This window comes from Streptomyces sp. H27-D2, assembly GCF_035828615.1.
In the GTDB taxonomy this organism is placed as follows: Bacteria; Actinomycetota; Actinomycetes; order Streptomycetales; family Streptomycetaceae; genus Streptomyces.
The window spans coordinates 25,577-49,177 of the sequence record NZ_JAYMZR010000023.1 but is presented as its reverse complement, the minus strand read 5'-3'; the positions used below and the strand labels follow the sequence as shown (position 1 = coordinate 49,177).

At 70.3% G+C, this 23,601-nt stretch carries 23 protein-coding genes and 1 pseudogene; 6 read left to right on the top strand and 18 right to left on the bottom strand.

Annotation, left to right across the window (positions count from 1 at the left end; all coding sequences use genetic code 11):
* Nucleotides 1-102: 102 nt before the first annotated feature.
* From QMK28_RS12035 to QMK28_RS12015, 5 genes are all read right to left on the bottom strand, one after another.
* Nucleotides 103-1,383 carry a dicarboxylate/amino acid:cation symporter gene (locus tag QMK28_RS12035; RefSeq protein WP_326437110.1) on the bottom strand — a complete coding sequence of 427 codons (1,281 nt, stop codon included), beginning with the start codon at nucleotides 1,381-1,383 and terminating at the stop codon, nucleotides 103-105.
* Between the two features lie 466 nt (nucleotides 1,384-1,849).
* A complete protein-coding gene (locus QMK28_RS12030; RefSeq protein ID WP_326437081.1) occupies nucleotides 1,850-2,164 on the bottom strand; it encodes a DUF4229 domain-containing protein in 315 nt (104 codons plus the stop codon).
* 203 nt (nucleotides 2,165-2,367) lie between these two features.
* Nucleotides 2,368-3,531, bottom strand: a complete 1,164-nt coding sequence (gene mqnE, locus QMK28_RS12025) for an aminofutalosine synthase MqnE (RefSeq protein ID WP_326437080.1) — start codon at nucleotides 3,529-3,531, stop codon at nucleotides 2,368-2,370.
* A 98-nt stretch (nucleotides 3,532-3,629) separates the two neighbouring features.
* On the bottom strand, nucleotides 3,630-4,085 hold the full coding sequence (locus tag QMK28_RS12020) for an Lrp/AsnC family transcriptional regulator (protein WP_326437079.1): 456 nt from the start codon (nucleotides 4,083-4,085) through the stop codon (nucleotides 3,630-3,632).
* Between the two features lie 205 nt (nucleotides 4,086-4,290).
* The gene (locus tag QMK28_RS12015; protein ID WP_326437078.1) at nucleotides 4,291-5,007 is read right to left on the bottom strand and encodes a UbiX family flavin prenyltransferase; all 717 of its coding nucleotides are present in this window, start codon (nucleotides 5,005-5,007) and stop codon (nucleotides 4,291-4,293) included.
* 248 nt (nucleotides 5,008-5,255) lie between these two features.
* Here QMK28_RS12015 and QMK28_RS12010 point away from each other — a divergent pair, with 248 nt between their 5' ends.
* Nucleotides 5,256-5,804, top strand: a complete 549-nt coding sequence (locus QMK28_RS12010; protein ID WP_326437109.1) for a rhomboid family intramembrane serine protease — start codon at nucleotides 5,256-5,258, stop codon at nucleotides 5,802-5,804.
* 27 nt (nucleotides 5,805-5,831) lie between these two features.
* Here QMK28_RS12010 and mqnP read toward each other — a convergent pair whose 3' ends face one another.
* Together mqnP and QMK28_RS12000 are read right to left on the bottom strand one after the other, a co-directional pair.
* Entirely contained in the window at nucleotides 5,832-6,749 is a 918-nt protein-coding gene (mqnP, locus tag QMK28_RS12005; RefSeq protein WP_326437077.1) for a menaquinone biosynthesis prenyltransferase MqnP, read from the bottom strand.
* A complete protein-coding gene (locus QMK28_RS12000) occupies nucleotides 6,746-8,197 on the bottom strand; it encodes a menaquinone biosynthesis decarboxylase (RefSeq protein ID WP_326437076.1) in 1,452 nt (483 codons plus the stop codon). The genes mqnP and QMK28_RS12000 overlap by 4 nt, the downstream gene beginning before the upstream one ends.
* 87 nt (nucleotides 8,198-8,284) lie before the next feature.
* On the opposite strand from QMK28_RS12000, the gene QMK28_RS11995 reads away from it, so the two are divergent.
* Both QMK28_RS11995 and QMK28_RS11990 read left to right on the top strand, forming a co-directional pair.
* A complete protein-coding gene (locus QMK28_RS11995) occupies nucleotides 8,285-8,740 on the top strand; it encodes a PLD nuclease N-terminal domain-containing protein (protein WP_326437075.1) in 456 nt (151 codons plus the stop codon).
* A 106-nt stretch (nucleotides 8,741-8,846) separates the two neighbouring features.
* Nucleotides 8,847-9,584 (top strand): DUF4291 domain-containing protein, encoded by a 738-nt coding sequence (locus QMK28_RS11990; protein WP_326437074.1) that lies wholly within the window; start codon nucleotides 8,847-8,849, stop codon nucleotides 9,582-9,584.
* A gap of 15 nt (nucleotides 9,585-9,599) precedes the next feature.
* On the opposite strand, the gene ccsB is transcribed toward QMK28_RS11990, so the two are convergent.
* From ccsB to hemL, 7 genes are all read right to left on the bottom strand, one after another.
* Nucleotides 9,600-10,697 carry a c-type cytochrome biogenesis protein CcsB gene (gene ccsB / locus QMK28_RS11985; RefSeq protein WP_326437073.1) on the bottom strand — a complete coding sequence of 366 codons (1,098 nt, stop codon included), beginning with the start codon at nucleotides 10,695-10,697 and terminating at the stop codon, nucleotides 9,600-9,602.
* Nucleotides 10,694-12,799: a cytochrome c biogenesis protein ResB gene (resB, locus tag QMK28_RS11980; protein WP_326437072.1), complete on the bottom strand. Its 2,106-nt coding sequence runs from the start codon at nucleotides 12,797-12,799 to the stop codon at nucleotides 10,694-10,696. The genes ccsB and resB overlap by 4 nt, the downstream gene beginning before the upstream one ends.
* Before the next feature lie 3 nt (nucleotides 12,800-12,802).
* Entirely contained in the window at nucleotides 12,803-13,567 is a 765-nt protein-coding gene (locus tag QMK28_RS11975) for a cytochrome c biogenesis CcdA family protein (RefSeq protein ID WP_326437071.1), read from the bottom strand.
* Nucleotides 13,568-13,571: 4 nt separating this feature from the next.
* Entirely contained in the window at nucleotides 13,572-14,189 is a 618-nt protein-coding gene (locus tag QMK28_RS11970; protein WP_326437070.1) for a TlpA family protein disulfide reductase, read from the bottom strand.
* A gap of 137 nt (nucleotides 14,190-14,326) precedes the next feature.
* Nucleotides 14,327-15,574 carry a hypothetical protein gene (locus tag QMK28_RS11965; protein WP_326437108.1) on the bottom strand — a complete coding sequence of 416 codons (1,248 nt, stop codon included), beginning with the start codon at nucleotides 15,572-15,574 and terminating at the stop codon, nucleotides 14,327-14,329.
* Nucleotides 15,575-15,683: 109 nt separating this feature from the next.
* Nucleotides 15,684-16,331, bottom strand: a complete 648-nt coding sequence (locus tag QMK28_RS11960) for a histidine phosphatase family protein (protein ID WP_326437107.1) — start codon at nucleotides 16,329-16,331, stop codon at nucleotides 15,684-15,686.
* A 179-nt stretch (nucleotides 16,332-16,510) separates the two neighbouring features.
* Nucleotides 16,511-17,818: a glutamate-1-semialdehyde 2,1-aminomutase gene (gene hemL / locus QMK28_RS11955; RefSeq protein WP_326437069.1), complete on the bottom strand. Its 1,308-nt coding sequence runs from the start codon at nucleotides 17,816-17,818 to the stop codon at nucleotides 16,511-16,513.
* 295 nt (nucleotides 17,819-18,113) lie between these two features.
* On the opposite strand from hemL, the gene QMK28_RS11950 reads away from it, so the two are divergent.
* Nucleotides 18,114-18,665 carry a hypothetical protein gene (locus QMK28_RS11950; protein ID WP_326437106.1) on the top strand — a complete coding sequence of 184 codons (552 nt, stop codon included), beginning with the start codon at nucleotides 18,114-18,116 and terminating at the stop codon, nucleotides 18,663-18,665.
* 255 nt (nucleotides 18,666-18,920) lie between these two features.
* Nucleotides 18,921-19,433, top strand: a complete 513-nt coding sequence (locus tag QMK28_RS11945) for an anti-sigma factor antagonist (RefSeq protein ID WP_326437068.1) — start codon at nucleotides 18,921-18,923, stop codon at nucleotides 19,431-19,433.
* 63 nt (nucleotides 19,434-19,496) lie between these two features.
* On the opposite strand, the gene QMK28_RS11940 is transcribed toward QMK28_RS11945, so the two are convergent.
* The 4 genes and pseudogenes from QMK28_RS11940 to QMK28_RS11925 all read right to left on the bottom strand — a co-directional run.
* Nucleotides 19,497-20,246: a GAF and ANTAR domain-containing protein gene (locus QMK28_RS11940; protein ID WP_326437067.1), complete on the bottom strand. Its 750-nt coding sequence runs from the start codon at nucleotides 20,244-20,246 to the stop codon at nucleotides 19,497-19,499.
* Nucleotides 20,247-20,321: 75 nt separating this feature from the next.
* The gene (locus QMK28_RS11935) at nucleotides 20,322-21,251 is read right to left on the bottom strand and encodes an ANTAR domain-containing protein (RefSeq protein ID WP_326437066.1); all 930 of its coding nucleotides are present in this window, start codon (nucleotides 21,249-21,251) and stop codon (nucleotides 20,322-20,324) included.
* A 338-nt stretch (nucleotides 21,252-21,589) separates the two neighbouring features.
* A complete protein-coding gene (locus tag QMK28_RS11930) occupies nucleotides 21,590-22,942 on the bottom strand; it encodes a cation:proton antiporter (RefSeq protein WP_326437065.1) in 1,353 nt (450 codons plus the stop codon).
* Nucleotides 22,943-22,946: 4 nt separating this feature from the next.
* Nucleotides 22,947-23,135: pseudogene (locus tag QMK28_RS11925) on the bottom strand (cation:proton antiporter regulatory subunit); the annotation flags it as partial.
* Between the two features lie 106 nt (nucleotides 23,136-23,241).
* Here QMK28_RS11925 and QMK28_RS11920 point away from each other — a divergent pair.
* Nucleotides 23,242-23,577: a YnfA family protein gene (locus QMK28_RS11920; protein WP_326437064.1), complete on the top strand. Its 336-nt coding sequence runs from the start codon at nucleotides 23,242-23,244 to the stop codon at nucleotides 23,575-23,577.
* Nucleotides 23,578-23,601 lie beyond the last annotated feature (24 nt).

Genomic DNA, 23,601 nt, shown 5'->3' with positions numbered 1-23,601 from the left:
GAGCACACGCGCGGTACCTCGAAAACGGGGAACGGCCGGCCTTGTAGCGAAGTGCAGAAGATCCCCCCAGCAGCTCTGCTGAGGGGATCTTCTGCATGGTGCCTACGCGGCTACGGCAACCTTCGCCGTGTCAACCGGGTCGCCCAACTCCAGGCCCCCGTGGACACTGTTGAACTTGTCGCGATCGAGGATTCCCTCTCGTGCGGCCACGAGCAACGTGCATACGACCTGGCCGGCGACGTTGGTCGCGGTGCGCATCATGTCCAGGATCGGGTCGATGGCCATCAGCAGACCGACGCCCTCCAGCGGCAGGCCCAGCGTGGAGAGGGTCAGCGTGAGCATCACGGTCGCGCCGGTCAGACCGGCGGTGGCCGCCGAGCCGATCACCGAGACGAAGGCGATCAGCAGGTAGTCGCCGACGCCGAGCTGGACGTCGAAGATCTGCGCGATGAAGATCGCGGCGATCGCCGGGTAGATCGAGGCGCAGCCGTCCATCTTGGTGGTGGAGCCGAACGGCACCGCGAAGGAGGCGTACTCCTTCGGCACGCCGAGGCGCTCGGTCACCTTCTGGGTGACCGGCATGGTGCCCACCGAGGAGCGCGAGACGAAGGCGAGCTGGATCGCGGGCCAGGCGCCCCGGAAGAACTGGACCGGGTTGACCTTGGCGACCGTCCAGAGCAGCAGCGGGTAGACGCCGAACATCACCAGGGCGCAGCCGATGTAGATGTCGGCGGTGAAGGTCGCGTACTTGGCGATCAGGTCCCAGCCGTAGTCGGCGATGGCGAAGCCGATGAGGCCGACGGTGCCGATCGGGGCGAGCCGGATGACCCACCACAGCGCCTTCTGGAGCAGTTCCAGTACGGAGCGGCTGATGACGAGGACCGGCTCGGCCTTCTTGCCGAGCTGGAGGGCCGCGATGCCGGCGACGGCGGCCATGAAGACGATCTGCAGGACGTTCAGCTGGGTGAACGGCGTGATGATGTCGGTCGGCACGATGCCGGTGATGAAGTCGATCCAGGAGCCGGCGTCCTTGGGCTTGGCCCCGTCCTTGGGGGTCAGGCCGGTGCCGGAGCCCGGGTTGGTGAGCAGGCCGATCGCGAGTCCGATGGCGACCGCGATCAGCGAGGTGATCATGAACCAGAGCAGCGTCCTGGTCGCCAGCCGGGCGGCGTTGTTGACCTGCCGCAGGTTGGTGATCGACACCAGGATCGCGAAGAAGACCAGCGGGGCGACGGCCAGCTTCAGCAGCTGGATGAAGATGTTGCCGACCTGTTCCAGGGTGTCCTTGAGCCAGCCGACGTCACCGCTCTTGGCGACCCAGCCGAGCAGCACACCGAGCACCAGACCGGTCAGGATCTGGGCCCAGAACGGGACCTTGGGCATCCGGAAGCCGGTGGGCTTCTCGGCAGGCGCTTGCGTGGACACGGGCACACTCCGGCAGTCAAGGAGACACGGGGGAACGGGGTGCGGCGGGCCCGAAGGGGGTGCGGGGCCCGGCCGAACCGGAGCCGGCACTCACACCGGGGGCGACACCGCTGCTGGTCGCTCAGACGCGGCAACAGGCCGCGGACATACAGCGGCAGAGATCGACATGCAGGCGCGCCACGAGCAGGACGCTCATGGCGTTACGGGGCGCTGCTGCTGTCATCACGTCGAACACGTTAACACTTGTACTTTCAGAACATCAAAGGCGTCCTTTGGGGCAGCCGTTCCGCCGACGGCCGCGCGATGCCCGGAAAATGCCAAATCCCCACCGTGGAGCGGGAGCTCCAGGATGGGGTGCGGGTGTGATGTGACGAGCGTTACGCGGGCGGGCGGCGCGTACGGGGCGCGACGCCCGGCGTACGTCTCAGCCCTGGGAGCGGGCGGCGGCGTCGTTGGCGCCGTCTTCCTGGCTGCGGTTCTCCGCGAACCGCTGCTTGGTGCGGTCCACCCGCTCGACGAGCGACTCGGACATCGCGTCGCGCTGCTTGCGCAACAGGATGAAGCTGAGCGGCGCGGAGAGCACCAGCGCCAGCAGCACCACCCACATCAGGTTCGAGTCGCCGAAACCGGAGGGCAGCACTTCCAGACGGACCAGGACCAGAACGGCCAGGAAACAGCCGACGAAGACGGCCAGCCGCATCGTGGTGTACCGGAACGTGGCGCTCGGCTTGAGGGACACGGCGAATTCTTCTTTCTCCCGGAAGTACTGCCCATCCAGTGAAGCACGTCGCATTTCGGATCAAGTCAGCGGCACTGGAAGCCGGGGCCCGCCGCCCGGACGCGCGAGGGCCCCGGCGGGCCGGACGAACCGGCCCGCCGGGGCCTTCGGGGAGACGCGGGGCCCTCGCGGACGCCCAGGACCCTCGCGGACGCCCGGGAGCGTCAGACGCGCATGGCCTGCGGGGACTCGCGAAGCTCCAGGTCGGGGCCCGGGTACTCGCGGATGGTCTCGTAGCGGGTGTTGCGCTCGATCGGCCGGAAGCCCGCTTCCCTGATCAGGTCGAGCAGGTCCTGACGGGTCAGCTTGTCCGGCGTGCCGAAGTCGTCCGCGTCGTGGGTGATCTTGTACTCCACGATGGAGCCGTCCATGTCGTCCGCGCCGAAGTTGAGCGCGAGCTGCGTGGTGGCCAGGCCGTGCATGACCCAGAAGGCCTTCACATGCGGCACGTTGTCGAACATCAGCCGGGAGACGGCGAAGGTCTTGAGCGCGTCCGCGCCGCTGGCCATCGTCGTCCGCGCCTGGAGCCGGTTACGGACCTTGCCGTCCTTCATGTCCTGGAAGTCGTGCTGGTAGCGCAGCGGGATGAAGACCTGGAAACCGCCGGTCTCGTCCTGCATCTCGCGCAGCCGCATCACGTGGTCGACCCGGTGCCGGGGCTCCTCGATGTGGCCGTAGAGCATCGTCGCCGGGGTCTTGAGACCCTTTTCATGGGCGAGCCGGTGGATGCGCGACCAGTCCTCCCAGTGGGTGGCGTGGTCGACGATGTGCTGCCGGACCTCCCAGTCGAAGATCTCGGCGCCGCCGCCGGTCAGCGACTCCAGCCCGGCCTCGATCAGCTCGTCGAGGATCTCGGAGGCGCTGAGCTTGGAGATCGTCTCGAAGTGGTGGATCTCGGTCGCGGTGAAGGCCTTCAGGGAGACCTCGGGGAGAGCCTCCTTGAGCGCCTTGAGCGAGCGCGGGTAGTAGCGCCACGGCAGCGTCGGGTGCAGCCCGTTGACGATGTGCAGCTCGGTGAGGTTCTCGCCCCGCATCGCCTGCGCGAGCCGGACGGCCTCCTCGATGCGCATCGTGTACGCGTCCTTCTCGCCCGGCTTGCGCTGGAACGAGCAGTAGGCGCATGACGCGGTGCACACGTTCGTCATGTTGAGGTGCCGGTTGACGTTGAAGTGGACGACGTCGCCGTTCTTCCGCGTCCGCACCTCGTGTGCGAGGCCGCCCAGCCAGGCCAGGTCGTCGGTCTCGTAGAGGGCGATGCCGTCCTCGCGGGAGAGTCGCTCCCCGGCATGGACCTTCTCCTCCAGCTCGCGCTTGAGTCCCGCGTCCATCCGGCTGCCTCCCATATGTCTACCAATCAGGCCTCGCCGAGCGTACTCTCCCGGCTTTTGGCCGCCGGGCACCCCCCAGGTCCTGTTTCCCGCTGGATCTACGGCTCCTCGGGAAGCTCGCCCACCCGGTTCTCCCACTTGGTGGAGAGCACGACGGTGGTACGGGTCCGCGAGACGCCCCGGGTGCCGGACAGCCGGCGGATGGTGCTCTCCAGGCCGTCCACGTTCCCGACCCGCACCTTGAGCATGTACGAGTCGTCGCCGGCGATGAACCAGCAGTCCTCGATCTCCGCGAGGTCGCGCAGCCGCCGCGCGACGTCCTCGTGGTCGGCCGCGTCGGAGAGCTGGATGCCGATCAGCGCGGTGACGCCGAGACCGAGCGAGGCGGAGTCGACGGTCGCGCGGTAGCCGGTGACCACACCGGCCGCCTCCAGGCGGTTGATCCGGTCCGTGACGCTCGGCCCGGAGAGGCCGACGAGCCGGCCCAGCTCCGCGTACGAGGCTCTGCCGTTCTCCCGAAGGGCCTGGATGAGCTGCCTGTCCACCGCGTCCATACGCCTGGAGCCTTCCAATCTTTCAGCGTTTCCGAGTTTTACATGTAGAATCTAAGGCATACAGGGTCCGTTTGCCTGCGATTCTGTCAACATCCCGGCGTGAAGTCCCGCCTCGGCCGCGCGAAGAAGCGCTGACCCGAACACCGGGCGCCCCGAACACCGGGCGCCCCGAACACCGGACGCCCCGAACACCGGGCACTGAGCGCTAACCGGCTTCAGCGGACCGGGAGCCGCCACCGAGCTCTCCCTCCCACCTGCGGTACAGCTGATGCGGCACCCCCGCCGCGTCCAGCGCCCGCCCCGCGACGAAGTCCACCAGATCCTGGATGTGCGTCGCACCCGCGTAGAACGCCGGCGAGGCGGGCAGCACCACGGCGCCCGCCGCGTCCAGCGTCACCAGATGCCGCAGCGTCTGGCCGTTCAGCGGGGTCTCCCGCACCACGACCACCAGCTTCCGCCGCTCCTTGAGCGTCACGCTCGCGGCCCGCTGCAAAAGGTCCTTCGACAGCCCCAGCGCCACCCCGGCCACGCCGGCCGTGCTCGCCGGGACGATCAGCATCCCCTTCACCGGGTACGAGCCCGACGACGGCCCGGCCGCCAGATCCCCGGCAGCCCAGTGCCGTACCCCGGCCAGGTCCGCGAGCCCGATGTCGAAGGTCTCCGGCCTGCCGTCCGCGCCGCGCGCCAGCCAGCCGCGCAGGTCCTCGCGCCAGTGCGCGTCCCGGAAGGCGATGCCGGTCTCGTCCAGCAGCGTCAGCCGGGAGGCCCGGCTGATCACCAGGTCCACCGCCTCGCCGGCCAGCAGCAGCGCGCGCAGCACCGAGGCCGCGTACGGCGTTCCCGAGGCGCCGGAGACGCCGACCACCCACGGCCGGCGCCGCTGCGCGCCCGCTGCGTCCGTGCTGACTTCGCCGCTCTCCATCCCCCGACCTTATCCGGCGGAACCGACGGGCATACCGCGGCCGTTATCAGGTGACAGGAGTGTGTTCGGGGCGAAGCCCGCGGCAGGCTCCCCGCACGCCGACCGGCGACGCCCGAGCTACGGAGGACCACGTGGCATACGAACCGACGACACCGGGCTGGGCCGACAAGGGTCCGGCGCACGCGCGGCGCGGCGGCCGGGGCCGTGTCCGGGACCGGCCGAGCGCCGCCAAGGCGGCCGCCGGCGTCATGCTGGTCTGGCTCGGGCTGCTCTGGCTGCTCGAAGCGGTCGACTACGCGACGGGCCACGCCCTGGACACCTTCGGCGTCGAGCCGCGCCGGGCCGGCGAGCTGATCGACGTCTTCCCGTCCGCGTTCACGCACTTCGGCTTCGAGCATCTGGCGGCCAACTCCGTGCCGCTGTTCGTGCTCGGCTTCCTGGCCGCCCTGCGCGGCGGCGTGCTCCGCTTCCTCGGGGCCGCTCTGGTCATCATGGCGACCGCGGGGCTGGGCGTCTGGCTGATCGCGCCGGCCGGCAGCAACACCGCCGGGGCCTCCGGGGTGGTCTTCGGCCTCTTCGGCTTCCTGCTGATACGCGGCTTCCTGGACCGCGAGCCGCTCGACATAGGCATCGGCGTGCTGGTCGCCGCCGGGTACGGCTCGATCCTGTGGGGCGTGCTGCCGACCGCCGAGGGCGTCTCCTGGCAGGGCCATTTGTTCGGGCTGATCGGCGGCGTGCTGGCGGCGTTCCTCTACCGCGAGCGGCGCGCGCCCGCTGCCTCGCGGCTCACACGCTGAGGCCGCGCCACACACTGAGGCCACGCCTCACACGCTGAGGCCGCGCACCAGCAGGTCCAGCAGCGCGCAGAGGAAGAGCGCGATCCCGATGAAGCCGTTGACCTGGAAGAAGGCCCGGTTCAGCCGGGAGAGGTCATGCGGCTTGACGATCGTGTGCTCGTACAGGAACGCGGCCACGACGATCAGCAGGCCGGTCCAGAAGAACACCCCCGCGTCGGTGGCCACGGCGTACCAGCCGAGCAGCAGCGTCGTGACGACATGGCAGGCGCGCGCCCCGTACAGCGCGGCCGGCACGCCGAAGCGCGCCGGAACGGACTTCACGCCCCCCGCGCGGTCGGCCGCCACGTCCTGCGAGCCGAAGATCAGGTCGAAGCCGCCGATCCAGACGCCCACCGCGAGCCCGAGGATCACCGCTTCCCACGACCAGCTCCCGGTCACCGCGATCCACGCGCCGATCGGGCCCATCGCCTGCGCGAGACCGAGGATGGCGTGCGGGAAGTGGGTGAACCGCTTGCCGTACGGATAGACCACCATCGGGATGACGGCGATCGGCGCCAGCGCCAGGCACAGCGGGTTGAGCAGCGCCGCCGCGCCGAGGAAGGCGACGACGGCGACCAGCGCGCCGGTCCACGCGGACCGCACCGAGACCGCGCCGGTGACCAGTTCGCGGCCCTCGGTGCGCGGGTTGCGGGCGTCGATCTCGCGGTCGATGATCCGGTTGCAGGCCATCGCGAAGGTGCGCAGGCCGACCATCGCGATGGTGACCAGCAGCAGCCGGCCCCAGTGGATGTTCCCGTCCCAGCGGAACATCGCGGTCAGCGAGGCGATGTAGGCGAAGGGCAGCGCGAAGACCGAGTGCTCGATCATCACGAGCCGCAGGAAGGCTTTCACCTTGCCGCTGGACTCCGCCGGGCCGGGCCCGATGATTCCTTCGGCGGCGCTCACAGGCCGTACTCCTTCCAGCGGCGGTCGACCGTCGCCGCCGTATCCGGGTCGGACTGGACCATCCCGGGCCAGCCGCCGTCCCGGGTGTACCCCTCCTCGGGCAGCTTCGCCGTCGCGTCGATCCCGGCCTTGCCGCCCCAGAACTGCTGGTACGAGGCGTGGTCGAGGTGATCGACCGGCCCCTCGACGACGGTGAGGTCGCGCGCGTAGTCGGTGTTGCCCAGCGCCCGCCAGGACACCTCGTGCAGATCGTGCACATCGCAGTCCGCGTCCACCACGATGATCAACTTCGTCAGCGACATCATGTGCGCGCCCCAGATCGCATGCATGACCTTCTGCGCGTGTTTCGGGTACTTCTTGTCGATCGAGACGATCGCGCAGTTGTGGAACCCGCCCGACTCGGGCAGATGGTAGTCCACGATGTCCGGGATGATGATCTTGAGCAGCGGCAGGAAGAACCGTTCCGTCGCCCGTCCCAGCGGCCCGTCCTCGGTCGGCGGCCGGCCGACGACGATCGACTGGAGCAGCGGGCGCTTGCGCATCGTCACGCAGTCGATGGTCAGCGCGGGGAACGGCTCCTGCGGCGTGTAGAAGCCGGTGTGGTCGCCGTACGGCCCCTCGGGCAGCGTCTGCCCCGGCTCCAGCCAGCCCTCGATGACGACCTCGGCCTGCGCCGGGACCTGGAGCGGCACCGTCTTGCAGTCCACCATCTCGACCCGCTTGCCCTGCACGAAGCCCGCGAAGAGGTACTCGTCGATGTCGCCGGGCAGCGGGGCGGTGGCGGCGTACGTCACGGCGGGCGGCGCGCCGAAGGCGATGGCGACCGGCAGCCGCTCGCCGCGCTTGGCGGCCACGGCGTAGTGGTTGCGGCTGTCCTTGTGGATCTGCCAGTGCATCCCGATGGTGCGCTTGTCGTGGCGCTGCAACCGGTAGAGGCCGAGGTTGCGCACGCCCGTCTCCGGGTGCTTGGTGTGCGTCAGCCCGAGGTTGAAGAACGACCCGCCGTCCCGCGGCCAGGTGAACAGTGCGGGCAGCAGGTCGAGGTCGACGTCGTCGCCGGTCAGCACGACCTCGTGGACGGGCGCGTCCTTGACCTTCTTCGGCGGCACATGCGTCATCCCGGCCAGCTTGCCGAACGCCTCCCTGACCCCCATGAAGCCCTGCGGCAGCTCGGGCTTGAGCAGCCCGGCGATCTGCTTGCTGATCTCGTCGTAGGACGTGAGCCCCAGCGACTTGAGCAGCCTGCGGTCGGTGCCGAAGACATTCATGGCCAGCGGCATCGCGGAGCCCTTCACGTTCTCGAAGAGCAGCGCGGGACCCCCGGCCTTGTTGACCCGGTCGACGATCTCGGCGACCTCCAGATACGGATCGACTTCGGCCTTGATGCGCTTGAGCTCACCATCGCGCTCCAGCGCACGCAGGAACGAGCGGAGATCGTCGTATGCCATAAGCCCAAGTATCGGGCACCCTCTACGCTGGACCTGTCACCGGGTCCGCGCCGGGCCCGAACGCCGCTTTTGGGGGACCGCTCCACCATGCTCAGGTATCTGCCCTTCCTGCTGGTCCTGGCCCTGTGGATCTACACCTTCATCGACTGCTTGAACACCCCCGAGAAGGAGGTGCGCAAGCTGCCGAAGGTGGTCTGGGTCATCATCATCCTGCTCTTCGGCGAGGTCCTCCTCGGCCCGATCGCCTGGCTCGCGGTCGGCCGCCCGCGCAGGACCGTCGCCGGCGGCGGCTCGTACGCGCCCGGCGCCGGCGGTGTCAGGGGCCGCCGGCAGCAGTGGGTCGCGCCGGACGACAACCCCGATTTCCTCAAGTCGCTGAAAAAGGGCGACGGGAACGGCGGCGACACGCCCGCCCCCGCGGAGGACGACGCCCCGGAGGACGACGCCCGCCTCAAGGAGTGGGAAGCGGACCTGCGCCGCCGCGAGGACGAGATCAAGCGCCGCGAGAACGGCCCGGAGGACACCCCTCCGCCGACGTCCTGACCGCTGCCGAGGCCCCTCCCGCGGGGAGGCCCCGTTCGGCCCGCCCGGACCGCCCCGGCCGTAATTCGATCGCGGGCGGGGCTGTGGCCACCGCAAGCTGTGCTCCATGAACGAGCCGCGCCCCGTGGGCGAACCGCCGGACGAGCCGGGCCGCACCGCTGAGCCGCCGCATGAGCGGGGCCCCGCGGGCGAGCCGCCGCCCCAGCCGGGCCCCGCGGGCGAGCCGTACCGCCGGATCAGAGCGGTCCACACCGAGACGACGATCACCGTCTACCAGGCGTACACCCCCGGCATCGGCGGCCCGGCCGCGCGCGACGGCCGTTTCCCGGCCGTCTGGAAGCGGGAGCGGATGACGTGGATCAAGCCCTCGTTCCTGTGGATGATGTACCGCTGCGGCTGGGCGACCAAGCCTGACCAGGAGTGCGTGCTGGCGATCGAGATCGACCGTTCCGGCTTCGACTGGGCGCTGCGCAACGCGTGCCTGTCGCACTACGACCGCGCCGCTCACCCGGACCAGCGCGCCTGGAAGCGGGAGCTGAAGGCCGCGCCCGCGCGCGTGCAGTGGGATCCGGAGCGCGACCTGCGCTTGCGGGCGCTGCCGCACCGGTCGCTCCAGCTCGGCCTGTCGGGCGAGGCGTCCCGGCGGTACGCGGACGAGTGGACCGTGTCGATCACCGACGTCACCAGGCGGGCCCGCGAGATCCACGAGCTGGTGCGGCAGGGCGACCTCGACACGGCGGCCCGGCTGCTGCCGGACGAGCGGCCGTACGCGACGGCCCCGCCGGGGCTGCCGTCGGCAGGCCCGGCGGGGCCGGGTGGAGCGGTGGAGCGGGCGGGCCGCTGAGCGGTTCCGCGCTGGTCAGACTCCCGCGTAGGAGTGCTTGCCGTTGATGAAGATGTTGACGCCGTAGTAGTTGAAGATCCAGCAGCCGAAGGCGATCAGCGCCAGGTAGGCGGCCTTGCGGCCCTTCCAGCCGGCGGTGGCGCGGGCGTGCAGGTAGCACGCGTAGGCGACCCAGGTGATGAACGCCCAGGTCTCCTTCGGGTCCCAGCCCCAGTAGCGGCCCCAGGCGTCGCCGGCCCAGATCGCGCCCGCGATGATCGTGAAGGTCCACAGCGGGAAGACCAGCGCGTTGATCCGGTACGAGAACTTGTCCAGGCTCGCGGCGGCGGGCAGCCGCTCCAGGACCGACGTGGCGAACGCGCCGGGCTGCTTGCCGGACGGATCCGCGAGCTTGGCCTCGTAGTTGTCCCGGAAGAGGTAGAGCAGCGTGCCGACCGCGCCGATGTAGAACACCGCACCGCAGATGATCGCGGTGGAGACGTGGATCCAGAGCCAGTACGAGTCGAGCGCGGGAACCAGCTGGTCGCTCTCGGTGTACAAGACGGTGACGGCGAGGCCGAGGTCGAGGAGCACCGTGGCGACGAGCGGCAGACCCATCCAGCGCACGTTCTTCTTCAGCGCGAAGAGGGTGAGGTACGACCCGACGGCCACCATCGCGAAGGTGGTGGAGAACTCGTACATATTGCCCCAGGGGGCGCGCTCCACCGACAGGGCGCGGGTCAGCACCCCGCCCGCGTGGATCAGGAAGGCGAGGACGGTCAGCGAGATCGCGATCCGGCCGTACAGCTCGCCCTTCTCGCTGCTGCCCGCCGCGCCCGGCCCGTCCGGTACGTCGCGGCTGCCGGCCGCCGACCGGGTGATGATCTTAGGCCGCTCCAGAACGGCCGCGCCGCCGCCCTTGTGGGCGACGTCGACCTTGACCGTGCCCGCCGCGGCCGTCGCGGCGGCGTCGCCGGTGAGGGCGGACGCCGTGCGGCCGACCTTGCTGCGGCTGCCCAGCGCCCACTCCGCGATCAGCGCGAAGAAAGCAAGGGTGTAGACCGCCATCGCCGAATAGATCAGCACATTGCTGGTCTGGGCCATGTTCTCGTTGGCTGCGGCCGCGATATTCACGCGCGCGCTCCTTCGGAAGGATCAACAGGATGATCGGTGTCTGCGGGTTCGTCGGCGGGGTCGCCGGCGTGTCCCTGCGCGGGTACGGCGGCGGGTTCCTTCGCGGCCCCCTCCGCGGATTCCTCCGCGGGTTCCTCCGCGGAATCCTCCGCGGATTCGCCCTCCGCCGCCGGGGGCGCGTGCGACTGCAGCGCGAAGGCCAGGTCGCCCAGCTCCTCCGGCAGCTTGGCCGACTCGCTGCGGCCGAGACCGGCCATCTCGATGACCGTACGCCCGTCCTCGGCCCGTACCGCCCGCACCCACACCCGGCGGCGCTGGATGAACAGCGAGCCGGCCAGGCCGGCCACCGCGGTGGCCGCGCCGCCGAGCGCGAAGCCGTTGCCCGGCTGGTGGGTGACCTGGAAGCTGGCCCAGGTCCTGACGCCCTCGAACTTCACCGTGCCCGCGCCGTTCGGCAGCGTCATGGTCTTGCCGGGGGTCAGCATCTGCTTGAACTTGCCGCCCTGGCCGTCCTTGAACTGCTTCATCCGCGAGGTGTCGAGCTTGTAGACGTTCTGCGGCGTGCCGCCGTCGATGCCCAGTGAGCCGTGAAAGGCGGTCAGGAACAGCGCGGGGTTGTCCAGGGCCGGGAACTGCGAGGCCATCTGGCCGCTGCCCGGTACGTACGTCGGCATGAAGAAGCCCTGCAGCCCGAGCTGGTCCTTCTCGCCGTTCTTGTCCCGGTAGTCGGGGACCTTGACCACACCGGAGGACGTGAGGTTCTTGCCGTCCTGCGGCAGGAAGGCGACGGCGTCCTTGTCGTAGACGACGTCTCCCTGCCCGTCCTTGATGGTGACGACCGGGGCGTAGCCGTGCCCGATGAGGTAGACCTTCGAGCCGTCGGCCTCCAGCGGCTCGTTCACCTCGATCGAGGACTTCTTCGGCTTGCCGTCGGCGCCCTTCCAGTAGGTGACGTGGGCGCGGAAGGTGCGCGGGGTGGCCTTCTCCGGGCCGGTCCGCTCGTAGTCCGCGTCGAAGCCGTCCAGCGAGAAGCCGAAGGGGTCGAGGTCGTCGTCGTCGAAGAGACTGCCGGACTTGAAGTCGTCGTACTGGGTCAGCGTGTTGCTGAAGCCGTCGCCCTCGACGATCAGCTTGCCGCCCTCGGACTTCCACAGCTGCCCGACCGCGAAGGCGATCAGCATCACGATGAGCGCGATATGGAAGGCGAGGTTGCCCGTCTCGCGCAGGTAGCCCTTCTCGGCCGCGACCGCGTCGCCGCCCTCCGGCGCCGGGTCGACCCGGAAGCGCTTGCGCTTGAGCAGGGCGTGCGCGGCGGACAGCGCCTGTCCGGGATCGGCCTCGGTGCGCCAGGTCGTATAGGCGGGCAGCCGGTCGAGCCGGCGCGGCGCGACCGGCGGCCGGCCGCGCAGCTGTCCGACGAACTGCCAGCTCCGCGGCACGATGCAGCCGATGAGGGAGATGAACAGCAGGATGTAGATCGCCGAGAACCACACCGAGCTGTAGACGTCGAACATCTGCAGCTTCTCGTAGAGCGGGGTGACCGCCTGGTGCGTCTTCTTGAACGCCTCGGCCTTGACCGCGTCGACGTTCGTCTGCGGCACCAGCGAACCGGGGATCGCGGCGAGCGACAGCAGGAAGAGCAGCATCAGCGCGACGCGCATCGAGGTGAGCTGCCGCCAGAACCAGCGGACCCAGCCGACGGTCTCGCGGCCGAGCCAGCTCAGCCGCCCGGCCAGGCCGGGCCGCCGGACGCCGCCGAACGAGCCGGGGACGGCTTGGCCGCTCTCGTCGGACGGAGCCGTGGAGAGCTTGGAGCCGGCCACGCCGAATCCGTGGTCGTTGCCGGTGTGCCGGCTGGTGGCGGTGGCGGTGCCGGACTCGGACTCGGTGCCCGCCTCGGCCCCGGAGCCCGAGCCGGTTTCCGGGTGCGTGCCGGATTCCGGGTGCGTGCCGGATTCCGGTCGCGTGCCGGATTCCGGTCGCGTGCCGGATTCCGGTCGCGTGCCGGATTCCGGTCGCGTGCCGGATTCCGCGCCGGGTTCGCTCCCCGGTTCGCTCCCGGGTGTCGCGCCGGAGGTGCTGTCAGTGTCGGTCTTGGCCATGGATCAGATTCCCGGGGTGAAGTTGGACGCCCAGACCTGCATGTCGGCGACGATGCTGTCCCAGATTCCTGTGACGAGCAGCACGCCGACCGCGATCAGCATCAGGCCGCCGATCCGCATGACCCAGACGTAGTGCCGCTTGACCCAGCCGAAGGCGCCGAGCGCCCGTCGGAAGGCGACCGCGGCCAGTATGAAGGGAAGCCCGAGCCCGACGCAGTACGCGACCATGAGCACCGAGCCGCGTCCCGCGCTCGCGTCGTTCATCGACAGCGAGAGCACCGCGCCGAGCGTCGGGCCGATGCACGGCGTCCAGCCGATACCGAACAGGACGCCCAGCACCGGCGCGCCCAGCAGCCCCATCGTGGGCTTCTTGTGGAAACGGAACTCGCGCTGGGTGAAGCCGCCCAGGACGCCCATGAACGCGAGGCCCAGCAGGATGGTGACGGCCCCGAGCACTCGGGAGATCGTCTGCTTGTGCTCTTCGAGCGTCAGCCCGAAGTTGCCGAACAGCGCCCCGTACGAGACGAAGACGGCCGTGAAGCCCAGGACGAACAGCGACGCCCCCGCGACCATCCGGCCCCGCTTGGCCTCGGCCAGGTCGCTGCCGCTGATTCCGGTGACGTAGGACAGATATCCCGGCACCAGCGGCAGGACGCACGGCGAGAAGAAGGAGACCAGTCCACCGAGGATCGCCACGGGCAGTGCCAGCAGCAGCGCCCCGGAGGCGACGGTCTCGTTCACCCCGGTTCCGACGGCGAGAGCGATCACCGGATCACTTCTCCGCGATCAGCGGGTCGACCATTTTGCGCAGGTTCTTCTCGCTCAGCGCGGTGAGCGTGCGCGCCGCGATCTTCCCGTGCCGGTCGATGACGATCGTCGAGGGGATGGCCTTCGGGTTGAGGCTGCCTCTCGGGAAGCGCAGCATCTGCTTGCTCACCGGGTCGTAGAGGCTCGGGTAAGGAACCTTGAATTCCTTCTCGAACTTCACGGCGGGCGCCTTGTTGGGGTCACGCGCGTTGATCCCCACGAACTGCACGCCGTCGGCCTTGGTCTCGTTGGCGACCTTCACCAGGTTCGTGGCCTCGGCCCGGCAGGGCGCGCACCAGGAGCCCCAGACGTTGAGCACGATGATCTTGCCCCGGTAGTCCGCCAGGTCGATCCTGCCGCCGCCCAGCTTCTCGCCGGCCAGCAGCGGCGCGGCCGTGCGGTCCGCCTTGGCGACCGTGTCGATGCCGCCGGGGCCCGACACGAACTTGGTGTCGGAGGAACCGCCGTCGGCTCCCCCGGAGCCACAGGCCGACAGAGCCAGCGCGGCGACCGCGGCTCCCACGGCCGACACGGTTGCACGACGGCGGGTCACGGGACGTCGAGGGGCGCGGCTGGCACTCATGTGAAAAGTTTCGCATGGGCCTTCGGGCGATTTTCCGCGCCCCCCTCACCCGATCCGTACCGCCTTGTCCCAGGGCTCGTTCGAGCAGGTCACCCGGGCGGAGCTCGAGCAGGTCACCCGGCGGAGCCGACGGAGCCCTATGCTCCGGAGCCCTTCCCCGAGCCCATGAACGACTTCCAGCCCGCGGCCGGCCGCTGCCCCACGTCCAGGGTCCGCAGCTTCGCGAGCACCGCCGGGTCCTGCGCGTCCAGCCAGTCGACGTACTGCCGGAAGGACACCAGCCGGACGTCCTCGCGCTTGTCGTCGGCGATGTGCTTGATCGCGTCCTCGACGGCGTCCATGTATATGCCGCCGTTCCACTCCTCGAAGTGGTTGCCTATGTAGAGGGGCGCCCGGTTCGACTCGTACGCCCGCTGGAAGCCCGCGATGTAGGCCCCCTTGGCCTGCTTCTCCCAGCCGGGGTAGTTGCGCGGGTCGCTCTTGGTCGCGTTCTTCGACTGGTTGGCGAGCATGTTGTAGTCCATCGACAGCACCTCGAAGGAGCGTCCGGGGAACGGCACGAGCTGGAGCGGCAGGTCCCACACGCCGAGCTTCTTCGCCGGCCAGACCTGCCGGCCGCCGGGCGAGCTGGCGTCGTAGCGCCAGCCCAGCTTCCTGGCCGTCGGCAGCAGGTTGTCCTGGCCGAGCAGGCACGGCGTCCGGCCGCCGATCACTTCCCTGCTGTAGTCGAACGGCAGCGGGTCGAGGTCCTTGAAGCCGGTGTTCGTGCGCCACTTGGTGACGAAGGACTCGGCCTGGTCGATCTCGTCCTGCCACTGGGCCGGCGTCCAGTTGCCGACCGAGCCGGAGCCGCCGCAGAAGTGCCCGTTGAAGTGGGTGCCTATCTCGTGCCCGTCCAGCCACGCGAGCCGGACGTTCTCCAGCGTCGCCTTGATGTGGGCGTCGGTGAGATAGCCGATGGCGGACGCGCCGACCGGGTTGTTCGGCGGCCGGTACAGCCGCTTCTTGGACTCCGGCAGGCAGTACAGCCCGGACAGGAAGAACGTCATCCCCGCGTTGTGTTCCCTGGCCAGCTTGCGAAAGCGCGGGAAGAGGCCGTTGCCGACCTCCCCCGCGCCGTCCCAGGAGAAGATCACGAACTGCGGCGGCTTCTGGCCGGGCTCCAGCCGTTCCGCCTTGGGCTGGTTCGGCTGCTTGCCGTAGTCGGCGGTCGAGCCGTCGCCGATCAGCTTGCCCTGCGGCTGGTCCCCGTTATGACCGCTGCGGACCTTGCCCCGGCCGTTGTCCCCGTCCGAGGCCGGGCCCGAGGAGCAGCTCGCGACGCCCAGTGCCGTCGCGGCGCCCACTCCGAGTCCCAGTAGTCCCCGCCGACTGATGTCGCGCATTCGTACCCCAACCGTGCTCGTCATGCCCACGTTCCCTGTCGATGGACATCGACTAAGAGGGCATGACGAACAGGGAGGTTACGGAGGAACGGTGATAATTAATGAGTTTTTAGGCACCCGCCCCTTTGGCCCCACCCTTCACAGGCTTCGCGCCCGCGAGCAGATGGGCCGGGACCAGATCGCGGGCCGGCTCGGAGTAGCCGACCGAAACGATTCTGTCGCCCTGGTACGTGAAGCTGGTCACCGAGGCGAGCGTGCACTGACGCTTGCGCGGATCGTGCCACAGCCGCCGCCGCTCGGCGAAGCTGCGCACGATCCAGATCGGCAGCTGGTGCGAGACGCACACCGCCTCGTGCCCCCACGCCGCGTCGCGCGCCGCGTCGAGCGCCGCCATCATCCGCACGACCTGGTCGATGTACGGCTCGCCCCAGGACGGGCGGAACGGATTGGTGAGGTACTTCCAGTTCGCGGGCTTCTTCAGCGCGCCGTCGCCGACGCCGAAGGTCTTGCCCTGGAAGACGTTCTCGGCCTCCAGCAGCCGGTCGTCCACGTCCAGATCCAGGCCGAGCGCCTTGGCGATCGGCGTCGCGGTCTCCTGCGCGCGCTCCAGCGGCGAGGCGACGACATACGTGATGTCGCGGTCGGCGAGGTGCTCGGCGACCCGGTCGGCCATCTGCCGGCCCAGCTCGGAGAGGTGATAGCCGGACAGCCGCCCGTAGAGCACGCCCTCGGGGTTGTGCACCTCGCCGTGCCGCATCACATGCACGACGGTCGTCACCTCGGCGACGGGCGCCGCGGCCTCGCCCCGCGCCCCCTTCACACCGCTATGGAGGCTCGCACCGCCATGGAGGCCGCCCTTGCCGGTTCCGCCGCCGTCTCCGTCGTCATGGGCCATACCCGTGTCAGCCGTACCCGTGCCATCAGTCATGCCCGCCATCATTCCGACGCCTCGGCGGCGGCGCGTGCGGCACCCGGCAGCGCGGCCGCGACGCGCTCGATCGCCGCGCCGTCGTGAGCCGTGGAGAGGAACCAGGACTCGAACGCCGACGGCGGCAGATAGACGCCCGCCGCGAGCATCGCGTGGAAGAACGGGGTGTACCGGAACGCCTGCTGCGCCTTCGCGCCCTCGTAGTCGGTCACCGCCCGGTCGGTGAAGAACACCGAGAACATGTTCCCGGCGACCTGCACCCGGTGCGCGACGCTCTCCTTGTCGAGCGCGCGCGTCACCAGCCCGCGCACCTCGGCGGAGGCCGCGTCGACCTTCGCGTACGCGGCGTCGTCCAGCAGCCTCAGCTGCGCGAGGCCCGCCGCGGTCGCGACCGGGTTCCCGGACAGGGTGCCCGCCTGGTAGACGGGGCCGACCGGGGCGAGGCGCCCCATGACGTCGGCCCGGCCGCCGAAGGCCGCCGCCGGGAAGCCGCCGCCCATGACCTTGCCGAAGGTCATCAGGTCGGGCTTGACGCCGTCGATCCCGTACCAGCCGGCCTTGGAGACCCGGAAACCGGTCATGACCTCGTCGGAGATGTAGAGCGCGCCGTCCGCGCGGCAGGCGTCCGCGAGCCCCTGGTTGAAGCCGGGCAGCGGCGGTACGACGCCCATGTTGCCCGGCGACGCCTCGGTGATCACGCAGGCGATCTCGCCCGGGTGCGCGGCGAACGCGGCCCGTACGGCCTCGATGTCGTTGTACGGGAGCACGATGGTGTCGCCGGTCTGCGCGCCCGTGACGCCCGGGGTGTCCGGCAGCCCGAAGGTCGCCACCCCGGAGCCCGCCGCGGCCAGCAGCGCGTCCACGTGACCGTGGTAGCAGCCGGCGAACTTGACCACCTTCGCGCGGCCGGTGAAACCGCGCGCGAGCCGGATCGCCGACATGGTCGCCTCGGTGCCGGACGACACCAGCCGCACCTGCTCGACGGGCTCGATCCGCGCGACGATCTCCTCGGCGAGCGCGACCTCGCCCTCGCCCGGCGTGCCGAAGGAGGTGCCGCGCGCGACGGCCTCCTGGACCGCCGCGATCACCTCGGGGTGCGCGTGCCCGAGCAGCATCGGCCCCCACGAGCACACGAGGTCGACGTACTCCCGGCCGTCGGCGTCGGTGAGGTACGGACCGGCGCCGGACACCATGAACCGGGGCGTACCGCCCACGGCGCGGAACGCGCGCACCGGAGAGTTCACGCCACCGGGCGTCACAAGAGCCGCGCGGTCGAAGAGCGTCTGTGAGACTGGGGCTTCATACGGAAAAGGCACTTTGATCCTGACCTGCGGAGACGTAGGGACGACGACAGTGCGGACAGCGGCGGACGGGTGCGCGGCGCCGGCCGGCGAAACGGCGCGGGGCTCACCCCGCGCTCCGCCGGCTTTACCGGGTGTCACCCCCCGCGCGTCTGCGAAACTGGGTCACTGTACGAATAAGTCACGCAAGCCATGGTGTCAGAGCTTCACGCGGACACACGGCCGGGCGTTTCAGGACCGCTTCGCGGGGGAGGTCTCTGAGACGATGATCGGGTTGCGCGGCCATGGCTGCGAGTGGTCGGGTGGAGATATGCATCGCGGTGGCGAACTGGGTGAGGGCACCGACGGCCCCGTGCCCAAGCGCGCCCGTTCAGGACGCCACCGGCGTGATGCCGAGAGCAGCACGAGCAGGGGCGGCCGCATGAGCATCGGGGTCACCTACAAGTACTTCGGCGCGCCCGACGGCGCGACCGCGGCCAGAGTGCCCATTTCCATGCGCCCCGAGGAACTCGGCGGCGACGAACTCGGCAACGGCATGTTCACCAAGATCAAACCGGAGACGATGGCCGCGATGGTCCTCACCGGCATAGAGGGCATACCCCTGCACAAGGTCCCGCCGCTCGAACTCGTCGTCCTGCACCCCGACTACGCGGTCGTCAAGCTCCCGATGACCGTCGTCGACCCGCTGCGCGGCGTCGGCGAGGAGTCCGTCGGCGCCGCCGCCTTCATCTGGTCCACCGTCCCCGACCGCGGCGGCCCGCGCGACGCGTACAACGTCTACCAACTGCTGCACGAATGGCAGGATTTCAGCCATCGTCTGCACGAGGCGGGACATCAGCCGTACTGCCTGGTCTGGCCCTGACCCGTCGGCGATCCGCAGCGATGCGTGCCGATCCATCGGGTCTGAGCAGCGAGGACATCCGCGCCGCCGCCCGGCCTCCGTCCCGCCCCCGTCGTCACGCGGCCTATCAGCCGCTTCGCCCGCTCCTGCCGTCACTCAAGCGGGTGAAGCAGCGCCTGTTTGATCCCCGGGCCCGCCCTTTGTTGTAAGAGAATGTGCCCGGCCCCAGACCCCGGCCTCCTAGCCGAACCGAGCCGATCTGGGAGACCGAGCCCGATGAGTTCCACTGAGGCCCGAGTGCCGGATGAGATCGATGCTCCGGAGCCCTTGGTGCGCACTTGGGTCGCGTACGGGTACACCGTCATCGAACTCCGCGGGGAGATCGACATCTCCACCGTGGAACTTCTCGGCGGACACCTCGACACCGCGACCAGCCCACCCCACCCGGCCCGCTCCGCCGGACCCGCCGCCGGACCCACCGCCGTCTCCGGTGCCGTCACCGGTGTCGTCATCGACCTGCGGTCGGTCGAGTTCATCGACTGCGCGGGCCTGTCCCTGCTGTGCCGCGCGTACCGGCGGCTGCGCGGTCACGGCGCGACGCTGCGGCTGGTCTGCGATCACCCGCTGACCTTGCGGATGCTGCGGCTGACCGGACTGTTCCAGTCCTTCGACCCGGTGCCCACACTGACGGAGGCGCTGGCCAGGGGGCGCGAGGACGGGGGCTGCCGGGAGGGGCGGCAGGACGCGCACGGCGGCGGGCCGTGTGACCGTCGGGTCGAGTCGTCCTGACGGCCGCGGGCCTCGTCCTGACGGCCGCGGGCCGCCTCACGTCCGGCCCTCCCCCTCCCCCGGTCACCCGGGCATGCCTGTCACACCGGACTGCCGGGGTGCCCACTCCGGCAGATTGCCCGTCTCGATCACTTCGCGGGCGACTTCGCTGAGCCGCCGCTGGTGGTGCCGGGCGTGGCTGCGCATCGTCTGGAAAGCCTCGTCGACGCTCATCCGTCCGCGCACGGCCAGCACGCCCTTGGCCTGCTCGACCGCGATCCGGCTGTGCAGCGCCATATGGAGCTGGGCTGCGAGGTCCGTGCTGCGGCGAATGGTTTGTTCATGCAGGATGCCGATGGTCGCGGCGTCCGCGAGCGCCTGGGCCAGCCGTACGTCGGCCTCCGGCAGCACCCCGGGGCCGGCGTGGAGCAGCAGCAGCGAGCCGATGACCTCCTGCCGCAGGCGCAGCGGCAGGGCGCAGCCGACGGTGTAACCCGCCTCGCGGGCCTGGGCGGTGAACGTCGGCCAGCGCTCGGCATCCCCGTCGAGGAGGTCGAACGGGCCGACCCGGACGCCACCGCGGTAGCAGTCCAGCGCCGGGCCCTCCCGCTCGTTCAGGGCGAGCAGGTCGGAGAGTTCGGGCCGGTGCGCCAAGACGGCGGCCGGGTTGAGGTCGCGGCCGGGCAGAGCGAGCATCAGCGCCGCGTCGGTGACTTCCAGCAGCTCGACGCACCTGGTCGCCAGCTGGTAGAGAAAGTCGATCACGTCGAAGTCGTTGACGAGTGTGTCGGCCAACTCCACGAAGGTGTCCGCGAGTCGCTGCTCTCGGTCCATGGTCATCTTCCTTTCCGCCGCACAGGGGGACGGAAGTGGCCCTCCGCATGCCAGCGCGGGGTCACGTATCAGGTGTCACAGGGGCGTGGGCGGTGCCGGGTCCTGGGGGAACTCCAAGCGGCCGGCGATGACGTCGCGAGCGACATCGATGATCCCGCGGTCATGAGCGAAGGTGTATCCGCGCAGCCGCAACAGGGCGTGGGCCAGTGGTATTTCGAGTTGTGCGGACAGCATCCCGGTCGCCTGGTGCACCTCGGCGCGGTGCAGATCGCTGAAGAGGTTCCCGTTGGACGCCGCGGAGCCGCCGGAATCCCCGGAGCCGTCGTGGGCCGAAGGGTCAGGGGCTCCCGAGCCGGCCGAGGCTCCCGGGGGCGCTGGGCCCGGCTGGCCCGTGCGTCCCACCGGGCGCGGACGGCCGTGGGATCCCTCCGGGTCGGAGAAGCCGTGCGGCTCCGCCCGGCCCTGCGGGTCGGATTCCGCCGTGCCTCGGGGGTCGCAGGCGTCCCCCGAGCCCGGCAGGTCGTGGAGTTCCTCCGCCTCCAGTCGGCTCTGGGGTTCCTCCAACCCCGCGATGCCCGAAGGTTCCCGCGGCTGCGCCGAATCGTGCGGGTCCTCGGGGGACGGTCGCAGCGTCAGGAGGTGGACGGTCAGGGCGTCGGCGATCGCCAGCGCGTCGGCGATCATCTTCTGCCCGAGCCGGCCGTTGGTGTGCAGGTGGGCGGTCATGCCTCCGACGTGGATCGCGCCGAGCCGCAGTGGGAACGCGAAGACGGCCCGGACCCCCGCAGCCACGGCCGCCGGGGCGAAAACCGGCCATCGTTGCGCCGACGCGCGCTCCAAGTCCGTCTCCAGGCACAGGGCCCCGTCGTGGATGGCCTCCAGGCTGGGCCCCTCTCCCAAGGTGAACTGAAGATCGTCCAAGCGGGCGCTGGCCTCGTCGCTGAACCACAGCAGCTCCGAGCCGCCCAACCCGACGGACACCGCCACGCCGTCCACTTCCAGCACATCGGCACACTGGCGTGCCCAGTCGTGCGAGGGCCCTTGCCGGCCGCTCGCCATCAACGACTGAAGCAGACTCGTAATCGTGGAACCGGCCATTGCGTGCTACCCGTGTGTTCCCGTCCGGACCTCGGCCCGAAGGTGCCCAACTGCGGCTCTACAGCGCCTGGATGAGAGGCTTTATGCCATCAACGATGCCACTGCTCCCGGTGGCCGCGCAACCGATTCGGCAGCTCGTCCGACGTAGACGTCCGGCTCCGCCGAAGGGGTACGCCGGGGGCGTATGCAGGGCCGTTCGGCTCAAGGGCCGGTCGGCGCACCGCGCGGGCTGCGGGAGCCGCGGCCTACGGCGCGTCCGCGGGATCGGGCTCGCCCACCGGACGGGGATCCCCGCTCCCGCCGCTCCGGCCGACGTCACCCGCCCCGCCCGGTTCACCGGCCACACCGACGTCACCGGCCACACCGACTCCGTCGGCCCGGCCGCTTCCGTCCTCCTGGCTCGCGGTCTCTCCCCGACCGCCACCGCCGCGCTCACCGCGCTCGCCCCGGTCGAACAGCCGTCGTGCGACCGGTTCCGTATAGCGCGCGGCCAGCGGGCCCATCACCACGAGCAGCAGGACGTACGCGGTCGCCAGCGGGCCGAGGTCGGGCTCGACGCCCGCGGCCACCGCCAGCCCCGCGATGACGATCGAGAACTCGCCGCGGGCCACCAGCGCGCCGCCGGCCCGCCAGCGGCCACGGGTGGCGATTCCCGCTCGGCGGGCCGCCCAGTACCCCGTACCGATCTTGGTGATGGCCGTGCAGACCGCCAGGATCAGCGCGGGCGCCAGCACCGGCGGAATGCTCGCCGGGTCGGTGTGCAGTCCGAAGAAGACGAAGAAGACGGCTGCGAACAGGTCGCGCAGCGGGCTCAGCAGCGTATGGGCACCCTCCGCGACCTCGCCGGAGAGCGCGATGCCGACGAGGAACGCGCCGACCGCAGCCGAGACCTGCAACTGCTGCGCGATGCCGGCCACCAGCAGGGTCAGCCCCAGGACGACCAGCAGCAGCTTCTCCGGGTCCTCGGTGGACACGAAGCGCGAGATGAGCCGGCCGTAGCGGACCGCGATGAACAGCACGAGCCCGGCCGCGCCGAGCGCGATGGCCAGCGTCAGGCTGCCCGCCGCGAGGCCGACGCCGGCCAGCAGCGCCGTCACGATCGGCAGATAGACGGCCATCGCGAGGTCTTCGAGCACCAGCACGCTCAGGATGACCGGGGTCTCGCGGTTGCCGATCCGGCCCAGGTCGCCGAGCACCTTGGCGATGACTCCGGACGAGGAGATCCAGGTGACGCCGGCCAGCACCACGGCGGACACCGGCCCCCAGCCCATCAGCAGGGCCGCGGCGGCTCCGGGCAGCGCGTTCAGCGCGAAGTCGACGGCGCCCGCCGGGTACTGGGTCTTGAGGTTGGTGACCAGGTCGGAGGCGGTGTACTCCAGGCCGAGCATCAGCAGCAGGAGCACCACGCCGATCTCCGCCCCGACCGCGACGAACTCCTCGCTGGTGCCGAGCGGCAGCAGACCGCCCTCGCCGAAAGCGAGCCCGGCCAGCAGATAGAGCGGTATCGGGGAGAAGCCGTAGCGGCCCGCGAACCGGCCGAGCAGCCCGAGCCCGAGGATGATGCTGCCGAGCTCGATCAGGAATATCGCGGAGTGCATCCAGTCACTCCCGGCCCAGAATCGCCGCGGCCGCGTCCACGCCTTCGCGGGTGCCGATGACGATCAGGGTGTCCCCGCCGGCCAGCCGGAAGGCGGGGGTCGGGGAGGAGATCGCGTCGGCCCGGCGCAGCACGGCGACGATCGACGCGCCGGTGTCGGTGCGGATGCGGGTGTCGCCCAGCACCCGCCCGTTCCTGCTCCTGCCACACGGCACAGCCGTTCGGCTTTCCCGCGCCCTCGAAGATGCCACATCTCGCCCTTCACACCGACCCGCCGTCCAGCGCCGTAATCTGCCGAGCATGCTCGTGACCCGCTCCATCGCCCTCTTCCTGCTGGCCGCGCTCTTCGAGATCGGCGGCGCCTGGCTCGTCTGGCAGGGGGTGCGCGAGCATCGCGGGTGGGTGTGGATCGGCGCCGGGATCATCGCGCTCGGCGTCTACGGGTTCGTCGCGACCCTCCAGCCCGACGCGAACTTCGGGCGCATCCTCGCCGCGTACGGCGGAGTGTTCGTCGCGGGCTCGCTCGCGTGGGGCATGGTCGCGGACGGCTACCGGCCGGACCGCTTCGACGTGGCCGGCGCGCTGGTGTGCCTGGCGGGCGTCTCGGTGATCATGTACGCGCCGCGCGGCGGCTGACCGGGGCTGCATATCCTGACGGGC

Coding starts and splice junctions, on each gene's coding strand:
- QMK28_RS12035 (WP_326437110.1), bottom strand. CDS start 1,383: ATGCCCAAGGTCCCGTTCTGGGCCCAGATCCTGACCGGTCTGGTGCTC.
- mqnE (WP_326437080.1), bottom strand. CDS start 3,531: ATGGACGCGGGACTCAAGCGCGAGCTGGAGGAGAAGGTCCATGCCGGG.
- QMK28_RS12020 (WP_326437079.1), bottom strand. CDS start 4,085: ATGGACGCGGTGGACAGGCAGCTCATCCAGGCCCTTCGGGAGAACGGC.
- QMK28_RS12015 (WP_326437078.1), bottom strand. CDS start 5,007: ATGGAGAGCGGCGAAGTCAGCACGGACGCAGCGGGCGCGCAGCGGCGC.
- QMK28_RS12010 (WP_326437109.1), top strand. CDS start 5,256: ATGCTGGTCTGGCTCGGGCTGCTCTGGCTGCTCGAAGCGGTCGACTAC.
- QMK28_RS12000 (WP_326437076.1), bottom strand. CDS start 8,197: ATGGCATACGACGATCTCCGCTCGTTCCTGCGTGCGCTGGAGCGCGAT.
- QMK28_RS11995 (WP_326437075.1), top strand. CDS start 8,285: ATGCTCAGGTATCTGCCCTTCCTGCTGGTCCTGGCCCTGTGGATCTAC.
- QMK28_RS11990 (WP_326437074.1), top strand. CDS start 8,847: ATGAACGAGCCGCGCCCCGTGGGCGAACCGCCGGACGAGCCGGGCCGC.
- resB (WP_326437072.1), bottom strand. CDS start 12,799: ATGGCCAAGACCGACACTGACAGCACCTCCGGCGCGACACCCGGGAGC.
- QMK28_RS11970 (WP_326437070.1), bottom strand. CDS start 14,189: ATGAGTGCCAGCCGCGCCCCTCGACGTCCCGTGACCCGCCGTCGTGCA.
- QMK28_RS11965 (WP_326437108.1), bottom strand. CDS start 15,574: ATGCGCGACATCAGTCGGCGGGGACTACTGGGACTCGGAGTGGGCGCC.
- QMK28_RS11960 (WP_326437107.1), bottom strand. CDS start 16,331: ATGCGGCACGGCGAGGTGCACAACCCCGAGGGCGTGCTCTACGGGCGG.
- QMK28_RS11950 (WP_326437106.1), top strand. CDS start 18,114: ATGCATCGCGGTGGCGAACTGGGTGAGGGCACCGACGGCCCCGTGCCC.
- QMK28_RS11945 (WP_326437068.1), top strand. CDS start 18,921: ATGAGTTCCACTGAGGCCCGAGTGCCGGATGAGATCGATGCTCCGGAG.
- QMK28_RS11940 (WP_326437067.1), bottom strand. CDS start 20,246: ATGGACCGAGAGCAGCGACTCGCGGACACCTTCGTGGAGTTGGCCGAC.
- QMK28_RS11930 (WP_326437065.1), bottom strand. CDS start 22,942: ATGCACTCCGCGATATTCCTGATCGAGCTCGGCAGCATCATCCTCGGG.
- QMK28_RS11920 (WP_326437064.1), top strand. CDS start 23,242: ATGCTCGTGACCCGCTCCATCGCCCTCTTCCTGCTGGCCGCGCTCTTC.